This window comes from Cupriavidus sp. HE11, from assembly GCF_056097175.1.
Window position 1 is genome coordinate 287,676 of sequence record NZ_CP184465.1, and the last position, 13,484, is coordinate 301,159.

Annotated in this window: 13 protein-coding genes; 8 read left to right on the forward strand and 5 right to left on the reverse strand. The window is 66.0% G+C overall.

Annotated elements, in window-relative coordinates; all coding sequences use genetic code 11:
- Positions 1-25: 25 nt before the first annotated feature.
- A complete protein-coding gene (locus ACOABP_RS18755) occupies positions 26-346 on the reverse strand; it encodes a hypothetical protein (RefSeq protein ID WP_474229413.1) in 321 nt (106 codons plus the stop codon).
- Positions 347-521: 175 nt separating this feature from the next.
- Between ACOABP_RS18755 and ACOABP_RS18760 the strand changes: the two genes are divergently transcribed.
- The gene (locus tag ACOABP_RS18760) at positions 522-803 is read left to right on the forward strand and encodes a hypothetical protein (RefSeq protein WP_474229414.1); all 282 of its coding nucleotides are present in this window, start codon (positions 522-524) and stop codon (positions 801-803) included.
- A gap of 153 nt (positions 804-956) precedes the next feature.
- Here the strand turns inward: ACOABP_RS18760 and ACOABP_RS18765 are convergent, their stop codons facing one another.
- Positions 957-1,259 (reverse strand): DUF1330 domain-containing protein, encoded by a 303-nt coding sequence (locus ACOABP_RS18765; protein ID WP_474229415.1) that lies wholly within the window; start codon positions 1,257-1,259, stop codon positions 957-959.
- A 141-nt stretch (positions 1,260-1,400) separates the two neighbouring features.
- On the opposite strand from ACOABP_RS18765, the gene ACOABP_RS18770 reads away from it, so the two are divergent.
- Together ACOABP_RS18770 and ACOABP_RS18775 are read left to right on the forward strand one after the other, a co-directional pair.
- On the forward strand, positions 1,401-2,120 hold the full coding sequence (locus ACOABP_RS18770) for a YoaK family protein (protein ID WP_474229417.1): 720 nt from the start codon (positions 1,401-1,403) through the stop codon (positions 2,118-2,120).
- Positions 2,121-2,213: 93 nt separating this feature from the next.
- A complete protein-coding gene (locus ACOABP_RS18775; protein WP_474229418.1) occupies positions 2,214-3,122 on the forward strand; it encodes a LysR substrate-binding domain-containing protein in 909 nt (302 codons plus the stop codon).
- A gap of 45 nt (positions 3,123-3,167) precedes the next feature.
- Here the strand turns inward: ACOABP_RS18775 and ACOABP_RS18780 are convergent, their stop codons facing one another.
- On the reverse strand, positions 3,168-4,046 hold the full coding sequence (locus ACOABP_RS18780) for a LysR family transcriptional regulator (protein ID WP_474229420.1): 879 nt from the start codon (positions 4,044-4,046) through the stop codon (positions 3,168-3,170).
- A 199-nt stretch (positions 4,047-4,245) separates the two neighbouring features.
- Between ACOABP_RS18780 and ACOABP_RS18785 the strand changes: the two genes are divergently transcribed.
- Positions 4,246-5,811: a tannase/feruloyl esterase family alpha/beta hydrolase gene (locus tag ACOABP_RS18785; RefSeq protein WP_474229421.1), complete on the forward strand. Its 1,566-nt coding sequence runs from the start codon at positions 4,246-4,248 to the stop codon at positions 5,809-5,811.
- A gap of 44 nt (positions 5,812-5,855) precedes the next feature.
- On the opposite strand, the gene ACOABP_RS18790 is transcribed toward ACOABP_RS18785, so the two are convergent.
- Positions 5,856-6,731 (reverse strand): flagellar brake domain-containing protein, encoded by an 876-nt coding sequence (locus tag ACOABP_RS18790; protein WP_474229423.1) that lies wholly within the window; start codon positions 6,729-6,731, stop codon positions 5,856-5,858.
- Between the two features lie 126 nt (positions 6,732-6,857).
- Here ACOABP_RS18790 and ACOABP_RS18795 point away from each other — a divergent pair, with 126 nt between their 5' ends.
- The 4 genes from ACOABP_RS18795 to ACOABP_RS18810 are packed head-to-tail and all read left to right on the forward strand — an operon-like array spanning position 6,858 to position 11,712.
- Positions 6,858-7,130, forward strand: a complete 273-nt coding sequence (locus tag ACOABP_RS18795) for a hypothetical protein (RefSeq protein WP_474229424.1) — start codon at positions 6,858-6,860, stop codon at positions 7,128-7,130.
- Positions 7,127-8,176 (forward strand): multidrug transporter subunit MdtN, encoded by a 1,050-nt coding sequence (gene mdtN, locus ACOABP_RS18800; RefSeq protein ID WP_474229426.1) that lies wholly within the window; start codon positions 7,127-7,129, stop codon positions 8,174-8,176. Before ACOABP_RS18795 ends, mdtN begins: the two co-directional genes overlap by 4 nt.
- Entirely contained in the window at positions 8,157-10,172 is a 2,016-nt protein-coding gene (locus ACOABP_RS18805) for an FUSC family protein (RefSeq protein ID WP_474229428.1), read from the forward strand. The genes mdtN and ACOABP_RS18805 overlap by 20 nt, the downstream gene beginning before the upstream one ends.
- Positions 10,159-11,712 (forward strand): TolC family protein, encoded by a 1,554-nt coding sequence (locus tag ACOABP_RS18810; protein WP_474229430.1) that lies wholly within the window; start codon positions 10,159-10,161, stop codon positions 11,710-11,712. Before ACOABP_RS18805 ends, ACOABP_RS18810 begins: the two co-directional genes overlap by 14 nt.
- A 36-nt stretch (positions 11,713-11,748) precedes the next feature.
- Here the strand turns inward: ACOABP_RS18810 and ACOABP_RS18815 are convergent, their stop codons facing one another.
- Entirely contained in the window at positions 11,749-13,428 is a 1,680-nt protein-coding gene (locus ACOABP_RS18815) for a phage integrase family protein (RefSeq protein ID WP_474229431.1), read from the reverse strand.
- Positions 13,429-13,484 lie beyond the last annotated feature (56 nt).

Consider the following 13,484-nt stretch of genomic DNA (forward strand, 5'->3'; position numbering starts at 1 on the left):
AAACAGTCCAGGCACTCGCGATACATCACGCCACCTTCTTTTCCGGCAGCGGCGCAGCCTGCTTCACGCCAGCCGGAACCAGATCCACGATGAACGGCATCACCTTGCCTTCGAAGTTGCGGAACGAGAAAACGGGCTCATAGGCACCGGGGGGAAGACCACGGCAGTGATCGGGGAGGTTCAGAAGACCAGCAGTCGTATCCTTCTTGATCTCGCCTTCGCGGTCCGAATACTCTGCCGACGCGATGCACGCGCCTTCCTCGATGTGGTACGCGTTACCAGTCTTGCGGGCGACACCCTCACGGACGGTCACGGCGTGGATATGGATCAGATGCTTCTGGCTCATTTGGTTTCTCCGCTATGCCGGGAATCGACGTCCGGCAGGATTTGGTTACACACCGGCCGGTTTACGGACCGTTGTTTACGCCCTACACTTCGGGCTATACAGATGCGCGTTACTCACATCTGTATAGGTGTGCAGCTTATACAAATGTGATTAGTCGTCCCAATTGGAGTTTTTTATGAACTACGGAGAATTCATAGAGCGCGCGCTACACGGGCGATCCGTGAACGCAGCCGCGAAGGAAATGGGCATAGCCCAGCCAGTGCTGAACCGCTACAAACTCGGGCAAAACCTTCCGGGACCGCTGGCCACCGTAATCCTTGCGCGCGAAGCAGGCATGACCGAGGGCGAGGCACTGCGCGTACTGGCAGAAGAAGAAGCAAGCCGCAAGGGCATGCTGGACAAGCTCAAACAGCTTTTTAAGGGCGCCCGTAGAGCCGTGAAACTGCGCCTCGCATAGAGGCGTGCACTACGGGCTGACTGAATCCACCTGGGGTCAGTCAGCCTACGGTTTGTGCATAATACATATTATGTTAAATAATAGATGGCTCGGAGTACCCGCACCCGGCAGGCCCCCAACATCTTCGACCCCTGCCATCACCCCGTCACCCCATCACTCGCTCAGGTCCTCATATCCCTCGATCACCACGATATCTGCCTGTGAGTGTGGTGCGCGCAGTGCAATCAGCGCCTGGTATTCCGGCGACCGGTAGCATTCCAGCGCCCGGGCGTAACTTTCGAATTCGATGACGACGATGCGCGAGCGCGGTGCGCCTTCGACCACCGTTTTTTCGCCATTCCGGACCAGGAACCGGGCGCCATATTTTTCGAATACTGCCTTGTTGCCGGTGATGTAGCTCTGATAGCCGGTGGCATCGGCAATGTCGACAGCGGCCACCCAGTAACCCTTTTTCATGCCTTCTCCCATGCTTCAGTGAATTTGAATGACTCTGACAGTGCCAGCCTGCTCGTGTGGGCCGGCACATCACTATAGTTCGGCACATGGGGCGCGCAAACCGTTATGGGGCCGTCCGGATGGCTTGAACAAGGAGTTGGCATGGCTACCACTGGGAACGCGGGCAGTACGGGCAAGGCAGGCAAGGCGGATATTGCGGCATTGGCCTTCGTGGCTGGCTACACGGACGTGATCGGGTTTATCGCGCTGGCCGGGCTGTTCACTGCACACGTCACCGGCAACCTGATCATGATCGGCGTGGAATCGGTGGGCAGTACCGAGGGATTGTTCCTGAAGGTGTTGGCGCTGCCGGTCTTTGCCGGCGCGGTGGTCGTGGCAAGGTTGACGGAGAAGCGTCTGATCCAGCGGGGGCGCGATGCGGTGGTGCCGCTGATCGCTGCCGAGAGCCTGCTGCTGGCCGCGTTCGCCGCCGTTGGCTTGCGGATGCACGCATTGGGCGTCGGAGCGGACTCGAATCTGGCGATGCTCGCCGGCTTGCTGGCCGTGGCGGCCATGGCGATCCAGAACGCGTTGTCGCGCACGTCGCTGGTGGATCTTGGCCCTACCACGATCATGACCGGCAACAGCACGCAGGTGATTATCGACCTGGTGGATCTGCCCTCCGCCTCGCCCGAGGCGCGCCCGGCGATCCGGGCCAGACTTGGAAAGATGGTCCCCAGCGTGCTGTCTTTCGCCGTGGGTGCGATCCTGGGCGCGCTGGCCTACACGCGGATCGGCTATGTCGCCGTAGCGCTGCCCATCGTCGTCCTTGTTGCCATCTCTGTCCGGCGCGCGCAATCGCGCACTGCGGTGCCCGCCTGACAAATCCGGCCCAGGACGGCGGGCGGAGGCGGCAGGCTTACCTTTGCGCCAAATGCCGTGTATAAGTCGTCTTCATTTGACGTGGAATCAAGAATGAAGACGACTATCGACGAACTGCTGGCCTTCGCGGCCGTCGTGGATACCGGATCGATCACCGCCGCCGCCGAGCACCTGGGGCTGACCGTTTCGGCTACGAGCCGGACGCTGAGCCGGCTTGAAGAGAAGCTCCAGACCACCCTGCTGCGCCGGACCACACGCCGGCTAGAACTGACCGAGGAAGGCGCGGCCTTCCTGCAGCATGCGCGCGCCATCCTGTCGATGATGGACGAGGCCGAAGAGCAGATGGCGGCCCGCCGCATGCGTCCGTTCGGACGGCTGCGTGTCGACGCCGCCACGCCCTTCATGCTCCACGTGATCGTGCCGCTGGTGGAAGGCTTTCGGGAGCGCTACCCCGAGGTGGAACTGGAGCTGAATTCGAACGAAGGCATTATCGACCTGATCGAAAAGCGCACCGATGTGGCCTTCCGGATTGGCGCGCTGAAAGATTCAACGCTGCATGCCCGCCCCATCGGCACCAGCCGTATCCGCGTCCTGGCAAGCCCCGACTACCTGAAGCGACACGGCACGCCGACCCGGGTGGAGCAACTGGCCGGCCATGCGCTGCTGGGCTTTACGCAGCCCGATTCGCTCAACGACTGGCCGCTACGCGACGGCGATGGCGATACCGTCCATATCAAGCCGACCATCGCGTCGTCGAGCGGCGAAACGCTGCGCAGCCTGGCGCTTGCGGGCCAGGGCATTGTCTGCCTGTCCGATTTCATGACGCGCGCCGACCGTCAGGCGGGGCGACTGGTGCCGCTGCTGGCCAGGCAGACGCTCGACGTGCGTCAGTCGATCAATGCTGTCTACTACCGCAATACCGCCCTCGCCTCGCGCATTACCTGCTTTGTCGACCATGTGGTGAGTGTGCTCGGCAGCAAGCCGTTCGACGAGCAGGCCTGACAGCCGGATACGTCCCGCCGGCCTGCCCCGCTGCCCTGCCTTGCGCTATACGCAGTGCTTGCGAACGAAATGGTCGCGAATGATGCCGGTCACGGCCAGGTGGCGGGTGCTTTCCAGCATCCCCACGCGCCGGGACATTGGCTTGCCGGGCAGCGGCAGCAGGCATAGCCCGGCGTCCCGATGCCAGCCGAAGTGATGAAGTACCGGCACGATGGCGACGCCTGCCTGCTGGCGGACCAGTTCCACGATGGCCGGTAGTGAATTCATTTCAACGAGTTCGTTGGGTCGCACGCCGCTGCGCCGCAGGAACTGGTCGATCCATGCGCCGGTGGTCATGCCGCGGTCCAGGCGGACAAACGGCTGCCTGCGCAGGATGTCCAGCGCATCCATGCCCGGCGCTGCCACGCTGGCACCGGCGATCAGCATCAGCGGTTCTTCATACATGTGCGTCCAGATGGCGGCGCGTCCGTCCGGGCGGATGGTCTCCACCAGGATTGCCGCGTCCAGGTCGCCGTCGACCACGCGTCCGTACAGATCGGCCTGGCGCCCGTTCTCGATACGAATGTCGAGCGACGGATACGGTGCCTTCAGGTCCACCACGCTCGTAGCCAGTGCGCCCATGGCCGACACGATGGCGCCGACGGTGACCGTTCCCGCGATCTCGTCGCCACTTGGCGGCCCGGCCAGCATATCCTCGTAGTCATCCACCAGCCGCCGGGCGCGTGCCACCAGCGCCAGCCCTGTCGGCGTGAATGTCACGGTGCGTCCGGTCCGGTTGAACAGCGGACGCTTGAACAGGTCTTCCATGGCTTTCATCTGCGCCCCGACGGCGGCCGGCGTCAGCGCCACGCGCTCGGAGGCAGCGGCAAACGAGCCCAGTTCGGACACGGCCAGGAATGTCTTGAGCATGCGGATGGTGCTCATCGGATGGTTTCCGGGTGAAAAGCCCGATCATAAAACTTTTCTTTAGGAAGACTAAGAAAGCATCCGTTTGTCTTTTAGTACCGCTTCATCAAGAATGCATGTGTCCTGCGCGACGCACGGCAAACATAACTAACGAGCGAGACAATCCCCGATGCCATCCCCTAAGACAGCCTTGAAACCCTGGAAGCCCTTAGGCGCCATGAGTGCACTGGCGCTTGCCATGCTGGCGCTCTCCCCTGCCGCCCAGGCGGCCAGCGCCTGCGAATCGCTGGCCGAAGCCAGTGTGCCCGGCGTGAAACTGACGGCCACCGCAGACCGGCCGGCCGGCACGCTGAAGCTGCCGAACGGGCACCAGATCGACAACCTGCCCGCGTTCTGCCGCGTCTCGGGCCGTCTGTCGCCGACTGCCGATTCCGACATCGGTTTCGAACTCTGGATGCCGCCGGCGGGTGCGTGGAACGGCAAGATGATGGTGGTTGGCAATGGCGGCTACGTCGGTACCATCCGCTACGACGAACTGGAGCCGGCCGTGCGGCGCGGCTACGCGGTGATCTCCAGCGATAGCGGCCACGAGGACAAGGCTGGCTACCGGAACGAAAACCTGAACTGGGGTGTAGGCCATCCCGAGAAGATTGCCGACTGGGCCTATCGATCGATCCACGCGGCAGCCGTGGCATCGCGCGCGCTGGTCAAGGCCTACCAGCAGCGCGATGCGTCGCACGCGTACTACTTTGGCTGTTCCACCGGGGGCGGCCAGGGTCTGGCGGCCGCGCAGCGCTACCCCGAGGACTTCGACGGCATCATCGCCGGCGCCCCCGGCAATAATCGCACGGCGCTCAATGCGGGCTTCCTGTGGATGGCTACGCAGAACATGAAAACGGAAGCCGGATATATTCCGCCGTCGAAGTTGCCGGCGATCAATCGTGCTGCCGTGGCTGCCTGCGATGCCCGGGACGGTGTCAAGGACGGCCTGATCGGCGACCCCGCGCAATGCCACTTCGACCCGAAGGTGCTTCAGTGCAAGGGCAAGGCCGATGGCGACAACTGTCTGACATCGGCGCAGGCAGACACGCTCAAGCGCCTTTACGCCGGGGCGCGCAATCCGCGCACGGGCGCGCAGATCTATCCGGGCTGGCCGGTCGGCAGCGAATCGGGTTATCTCGGTGGCTGGGGCTATGCGATCAAGGGGCCCGAGGCGTTCCGTACGGAGTTCTTCCGGGACTGGGTCTTCCAGGACGCCAAGTGGGACTGGCGCAGCTTCGACTGGGACCGCGACATGGCCACGGTGCAGCAGCGCGTTGGCCCGCTGGTCGATTCGGTCGATCCTGACCTGAGCCGTTTCAAACAGCGCGGTGGCAAGCTGATCGTCTACCACGGCCTGGCCGATCCGATCGGCAATGCCTATGACACGATCCACTATTACCAGGCCGTGAGCCGCACCGTTGACGGCACCCCGGACTTCGCCCGCCTCTTTCTGTCGCCCGGCATGGGCCATTGCCGTGGCGGTGTCGGCCCGAACACGTTCGATGCCATCGGCGCACTGGAGGCCTGGGTGGAAAAGGGGCAGGCGCCGGACCAGATCCTGGCTGCGGCCAAGGGATTGGAGAGCAAGACCGGGGGGCTGGCCACGGCTGCCCAGGTAACGGAAGGGTCGAGCCGGACACGCCCGCTGTGCGCCTGGCCGAAACAGGCCAGGTACAAGGGCACCGGCAGCGTTGACTCCGCGTCCAGCTTCGTCTGCGCAAGCGTGGCAACGCGCAAATAACAGAGCATGGGGGCCGCGCGGGACAGACCGGACCGCCTCGCGGCCTACCCCTCGCCGCCCTTGCCGCCCGGCCGCATGGTTGCGCTCTCAAGCAACTGTTCGTGGATGAACGAATACAGCAGCAGCGATTCGTGCTCGCCATACGCGTCGAAGGCTACCCCCACATGGTGGAACGGCTCGGCGGCATCGGCGTCGGGGTCTTCGCGCGTCCAGCCCTCGATCGACAGCTTTTTCTTCAGGCCTGCGACGCGCAGCGTGAATTCCAGCAGCACCTGCTGGCCGGGCGTGCCGAACTGGCTCGATGCCGTGGAAATCGACGCGCCGCCGGTGCTCAGGTCGGTAATCAGCACGGTCTGCGGCGACGCCGGGCCATCGGCCAGCGACAGCGACGCCACCAGCCGCACGGGCACGCGGATGCTGCCGCGCAATTCGCGGGCCTCCAGATGCCGGATGTCATCGAGCATCCAGTATGGGAACGGTGTGCGCGACGTGGCCTGGACCCGCGCCGAGAAGCTGTGGATATTGGTGCCGGAGAACCCGCGAAACAGCACGGTTTCGCCGTCGTCGATCTCGGCGGGGACGCCGGCCAGGCCAGGCCAGCCAATGAATGCCGCGCCGTCATTGAAGCCGATCAGGCGGCTCACAGCCGCGCGGTGGGCATCGCCGGGCCGCTTCACGTGCAGCAGCGTGCCAACCAGGAGGCCATAACGGTCGTGCCAGGCGGCATTGGGTGTATCGGCCCGCAGTGGCGCCAGGTCGTCGGCCCAGAAGCAGCGGCCTCCCTGCAGCGCAAGCATGCGTTCCTCGGCCGTGTTGAAGACGGTTCCCTCGTCAGCTACGGGAAAACCAAGTTCGTCGACCAGGGCCGATTTGAGCGGGTTGCCCAGCTCGATATCGCCAGCCTGTACTTCCCTGCGCATTGGTTGCCCTTTCTGGTTTGGCATTTTCAGCCGCCACTTTAAATTTTCTTTGTCCCTTGGACAATCCCGATTCGGCGCTGCTATATTGGCGTGACCATTTTCCGGCCCGTCCATGCCATCCTGCCCATGGCACGCCTGCCACGCCTGCTATTGCTAGCTGCATTGGTTATCCCGCTATTTGGCTGCGCGGGCGCGCCGTCCGTGCCTCTGTTCGGTGCCTATTTTCCGCTCTGGCTCCTGAGCGCGCTGGTCGGCATCGCGGGCGCGCTGGTAGCCTGGCGGATATTCGTGACAACCGGCTGGGCGGAAACCGTCCGCTGGCAACTGCTGGTCAATACGGCAATCGGACTGATGATTGCCGAAATCGTCTGGTTAATCGGCACGGGGCATTTTCCATGAAAATGGCAGGTATCAGCCGGGCACCGTTACGCGGCAAATTGATTGCCTTTGCAATTGTCCTGCTGGCCGTGCTGCTTTCCGTCTACGCATGGCAGCGCACGGTTCGCTATCCCTCCACCGACGATGCCGCGCTCGATGCCGACTTCGTGCACGTGGCCTCTCCGGTGGGCGGACGCATCGCCCGCATCCTGGTCGCCGAGAATCAGCACGTCGCCAAGGACCAGGTCCTGTTCGAGATCGATCCCGTGCCCTACCGACTGGCGCTGGCCCAGGCGCAGGCGGACCTGGAACTGGCAAAGGCCATGCTGGGCACGCGCCGCCGCGCCATCGGCACCGAGCGCGGCACGGCATCGGTAGCATCGGAGCAGATTGCACGTGCCGAGCAGAACTACGCGCTGACGGCCCGCACCGTGGAACGCCTGCGTCCGCTGGCCGCCGAGGGCTATGTACCGAAGCAGCAACTCGATCAGGCCGAAGTGGCCTGGCGCGACGCGGCGGTGACCCTGAAGCAGGCCCAGATGCAGCGCGCCACCACGGCACAGGCCGTGGGCAGCGAGGACGATGCCGTGGCCACCGTGCAGGCGCGCGAGGCCGCGCTGGCCATTGCCCAGCGCGCGCTGGACGACACCGTGGTCCGTGCCCCGCACGCTGGCCGCGTCAGCAGCCTGCGGTCGTTGGCCGGCGAGGTGGTGATCCCGAACCAGTCGCTGTTCCTGCTGGTCGATACCGGCGAATGGTTTGCGGTAGCCAACTTCCGCGAAACCGAACTGGCCGGTATCCATGTGGGCGACTGTGCCACCGTCTATTCGATGATCGACCGGCGCCACGCGCTGCGGGGCACGGTGCAGGGCATCGGCGTGGGCATTACCGATACCGACCGGCTCAACCTGCCGCGCGCCCTGCCCTATGTGCAGCCGTCGGTGAACTGGGTGCGCGTCGCGCACCGCTTCCCGGTGCGGATCAAGCTCGAAGAGCCGCCGGAAACGCTGGCGCGCGTAGGGGCCAGCGCAACGGTCGAGGTGCGGCATGGCACGGCCTGCCGGTGAGCCGCCCCGACTGGGCCTGGCCGATATCGGCGCCTTGCTGGCCCCGTTCCCGGGGCGCGCCGCCGCCACCACGCGCATTGCGGCGGCCAGCACCCTCACGGCGCTCGTCGCGGCGATCTACGGCACGCCCGAAGCGGCCATTTCGGCTTATGTGATCTTCTTTATCAATCGCGCCGACCGTACCAGCAGCATCGTGATGAGCGTGGGCATGCTGGTGCTGGTCAGCATCATCGTGGGGCTGGTGATCGTGCTCGCGGGATTCACGCTCGACAGCGACTTGCTGCGTGTGGCGTGCATGGCCGTCATGTCGGCCGGGCTGCTGTTCCTGACCTCGGCCAGCAAGCTGCGGCCGGTGGGGGCCATCGTAGCCATGATCATCGGCTTCGGACTCGACGAACTGGGCCTGGTGCCCGGCGGCGAAGTGGCTACCCGGGCGCTGCTCTACGCATGGCTGATGGTGGCGATCCCGATCGCGGCGAATGTGGTGGTCAACCTGCTGATCGGCCCGTCGCCGCGCCGGCTGGCCGGGGCTCGCCTGGCCCACTGCATGCGGGTGGCGGCGCAGGGCCTGCGGCATCCCGAAGCGGGCGGCCGGGCCATCCCCGAAGCATTGCGCGACGGTGTGCAGCCGGTGGCCGGCTGGCTGAAGCTGGTGAAATTCGAAGGTAGCGCGAATACGGCGGATGTCTCGGCATTGCGGCAGGCGATGACGTCGACCACGGCGATCCTGATGGCAGCCGACGTGGTCGGCCGGCAGGATGGCGCCAGATTGCCGGCCGCGCTTGCCGACCCCATTGCCGATACGCTCGACGAGATGGCGCGGATGCTCGACGCCGGTGGCTATCCAGTGGATATCGTGGAGGATGTCGCGGTGACGCTGCCTGACGCGGCAGGCCTGTCCCCGCTGCAGCAGTCAGTCCTGGCGGAACTGCGCCATGCCATTGCGCACTATGCCGAGCCTGAAGCTGCCGCTGCCGCCCCGGTTGACACCGCCGCGCCGGCCAGCCCGGAGCCCCAGGCGGCCGGCAAGAGGCCTGGCGGCTTTCTGGATGCCGATGCCTTCACCAACCGGTCGCACATTCACTACGCCCTGAAGACCACGGGCGCGGCCATGTTCTGTTACCTGCTTTACCAGCAGCTCAACTGGCCGGGCATCCATACCTGCTTTATCACTGTCTATCTGGTGTCGCTGGGCACGGCGGCGGAATCGGTGGAAAAGCTTGTGCTGCGGCTGGCGGGCTGCCTGATCGGTGCGGCGCTGGGTACGGCGGCCATCGTCTATGTCGTGCCGGCGCTCGATTCGGTGGGTGGCCTGCTGGCACTGGTGTTCGCGGGCACCTGGCTGTCGGCGTGGGTTGCCATGGGGTCGCCGCGCATCGCGTACGCGGGCTTTCAGATCGCGTTTGCGTTCTATCTCTGCGTGATCCAGGGGCCGGCACCGGGGTTCGACCTGACCATTGTCCGCGACCGTGTGATCGGCATCCTGGTTGGCAATCTCGTGGTCTATCTGGTGTTCACGCGAATCTGGCCGGTCAGCATTTCCGGCCGAATCGAGAGCGCCCTGAACGCCCTGGTGAGCCAGTGGCAGGAACTGGTGGCGGCCCGCCAGTCCGACCAGCGGCGCCAGCACGCGGCCACGGCGCTGGGTCTGCAGGGGGCTATCGCGCAAGACCTGGCGCTGGCCCGCTACGAGCCGGCCAGAGTCGGGCCGGGGCTGGCGTGGATCGATCATCACCGGCGGCGGCTTGGCATGCTGGATGCCGTGGCAGGCCCGCTATTTCTGCTGGCGGAGCGGTTTCCGGGCGATCCCGACGTGGCAGCGCGGCTCCATGCAGTGCGGACTGCGCAGCCGCCGGCATCGCCCGCCACATCGGTGCCGCCCGCGACCGACGCCGATACCCGAACCCGCGATGCCTTGCTGGCCATCGTCGACAAACAGCTGGCCGACTCGCCGTCCGGGCCCGCCCATCCACCTGCATCGCATGCACAAACCTGATCCGCTGGCACGCCTGCCGATAGGTCCCGCGCTGGTTGTGTCCACGTTGCTGGTGTCTGGCTGCGCCACGTCGGCGCTTGACCTGGCCCCGCCGCAGGCCGACCGGCCGTGGCAGCCGCAGACCACCGGCGCCGGCGAAATCGTGGCCGGTGCCGCCAGCCGGCCCGCGCCACAGAACCGGCCGTCCGACTACACGCTGCCAGCCAACTCGGCGCTGGCGACCATCGCCCCGCCGGCCCAGCTCGACGCCACGCATCCGTACACGCTGGCCGAGCTGATCGACCTGGCCGAATCGTCGAACCCGCTAACGCGCGTGGCCTGGAACGATGCCCGCAATGCGGCGCTGGCTACCGGCATTGCCCGCAGCACCTATCTGCCGCAGATATCGGTGGCGGCGATGGGCGGCTGGCAAAACGGCCGCCTATCAAGCAACACGGCCCTGGGCACGGCCGGTGTGGACGCGTCGCATCACGGCGCGATCTCGGTGGTGTCGCTGCAATGGCTGCTGTTTGACTTTGGCGAGCGGGCGGGCCTGGTCGAAGCGGCCGAGCAGGCCACGGTGGCCGCGAATATCGCCTTCACGGCCATGCATCAGCGCATCATTCACGATGTCAGCGTGGCGTTCTACCGCTATCTGGCCGCGCGCTCGCGGCGCGCCACGGTGGATCAGGCCATGGCGAATGCCGAAGCGGTGCTGACGGCGGCCAAGGCGCGCTTTGCGCGTGGCGTCGGGACGGTGGTGGAGGTGGCGCAGGCCACCCAGAACCGCGCCCAGACCAACCTTGCCATGGTGCAGGCGCAGGGCGCGCAGACCGATGCCTACCTGGGGCTGGTGACGGCCATCGGCATCTCGCCACTGTCGAAGCCCCTGATTGCCGAGATGCCGGTACGGCCGTTGTCGCCGGCGTTGCGCAGTTCGGTCGAGCAGATCGTGGAACGCGCGATTGCACAGCGGCCCGACGTGCTGGGCGCCTATGCGCTGGAGCGCGCCAACCAGGCCCGCGTGAAGGCGGCCGAGGCGGCGTTCCTGCCCAAGGTCTTCATGTCGGCGTTTGCGTCGTATGCGTCGGGCGGCTCCGCCATCACGGCCATTCCGCCGATCGGCCAGCAGCCGCCCACGGTCAACCTCAATGGCTATCGGTACGGCAACAGCGTATTCCTGGGCGTGACGTTGCCGATCTACGATGGTGGCATGCGCTCCGCCGTGCTGGCGCAGGCGCGTAACGACGTGGACAGCGCGTCGGCCAAACTGACCCGGGCCAAGGAGGAATCGGTGCGTCAGGTGGTGGTCAGCCAGAGCGCGCTGGAATCGAGCCTGACCGCCTACGACGCTGCCCGGGCCCTGGCCGATGCCGCGCAGACCACGTATGACGCGGCGTTCGCCGCCTATCGCAAGGGCGTGGGGACGGTGACCGAAGCAAACCTGGCGCAGAACCAGCTGCTGCTGGCGCGCAATGCATCGGCCGATGCCTATAGCGCCGCGCTGGCCGCCGCCGCCACGCTGGCGCTGGCTGCGGGCGACGTCGGCAAGACGCCGTAGCCGCGCGCCCACACTGACGGCCGCCATCCATTCCCGCTATCCGCCGAATGCATCCTCCATCTGGCGCGCGCGCTTGACGCTGTCGCCGTGCAGGTACAGCGACGTGGTCGACACCGACGCATGGCGCAGGTTGTCGCGCACTGTGGTCAGCTCCGCACCGCGGGCCAGCGCATGCGTGGCATGGGTATGGCGCAGCCAGTGCGGGCTGGCCCGCCGCAGCTTTTCGGCGGTGGCCGGGCGCTCCGCGTCCAGCTGGTCGGCCGCAGTACCAAAGAATCGCTTGATGATCATCCAGAGCCGCGCGCCGGTAATGCCGCCGCTTTCGTCCGGGCCCAGATTGCCGACAATCAGCGTGGACGGATCCCATTGCGCGCGCGTCACCGGCAGGCCCCGCTCCACCAGGTAGCGATCCAGCGCATTGCGGGCCAGCGGCGGCAGCGCCACCCGGCCGGCCTTGGCGCCCTTGCCCACCAGGTGCAGCCAGTGGTCGCCATGGATATCGGTCTCGATGTTGCGCAGCGTTGCGCCTACCAGTTCGCTCGCCCGCAGCCCGGTGGCATAGGTGAAGTCAAGGATGAAGCGCAGCCGCTGCGCGGCCGGGGCTTCCCAGCCATACGACCATTCCAGCCCATCGGCGATGCTGCGGGTCAGCATCCATTCGCCTTCCGAAAACGCGTGCGATACATCAAGCGCGGCCGTCTTGGCGCCGCCCCGCACCTTCAGACCCGCAAACGGGTTCGCCAGCACATAGCGCTGCTGAACCAGCCAGCGGAACAGCGCCCCCAGCACCTGCAGGGTGTAAGCGGCCGAGCGCGGCGACAGCGCGTCGGTGAACGGCTTCCAGTCGGGTGCGGTGCGTGGCCGCGCCGGTCCCACCCAGCGCTCGCGCGGCGTGGGCTGGCGCAGGAAATTGCGGTACGCGGTGGCATCCTCGGTGGTCAGCGACGACAGCGGCCTGCCCTTTTCGATGATCGCCCAGAGGATCAGCCGCTCGGCCTCCTTGCGATAGGCGCGCTGCGTGGACGGCGATTCGTGCAGCCCCAGCCAGGCCTGAATGGCGGCGTAGTCGTTGTCGGCATTGAGCGAACAGGTTTCGCGCGGGGCACGGAACTGGCCCAGCGAGCCATCCACCTCATGCGGCAGGCGCCCCATCTGCTCCCACGGCACGATGGCGCCGCGCGGTTCGGTGGCGATCAGCGCGCGAGCACGGGCCGTCAGCTCCGGCCATGCCGCAAAAAACGCCTCGATCCGACGCGCGCCATTGACGCCCAGGCCGGGAATCGTGGCCCACCACTGGCGGCGGCGAGGGATCCGTACGGTCAGGTCGGCCAGCGTGTGGATGTCTTGCGCCCGCAGCGCGATGACGGCGGATGCTGCCAGCCACATGTCGATGTCGTCGGCAATGGCCGGTGCGGGCGGCGGCATCGTGCGCAGTGTCTCGATGGCCTGATCGGCCGCCCTGCCCTGCCGCGGGCGATCCGCCGCCGCGAATTCGAACAGGACCGCCAGATCCTCGCGGCGCCGGTAGCGCGCGTAGGCGGCCAGCTGCCGCCGAATGCCGCCCAGGATGCCGCGCGACGACTGGCCGTGCGCCCGGTCGGCGTCCAGGTACTGCGTGACGGCCACCCGAGTCGACATGCCGGCGTGCCACGCACGCAGCGCGGCAAGCGAGTCGGCATCGGGAAAGGCAAAGGGCTGGGACTGACGGTTTTTCATGCGATGAAGTTTAGCATCGTCATCCCACTATTGCGATAAGAAAAGTTATCACGATG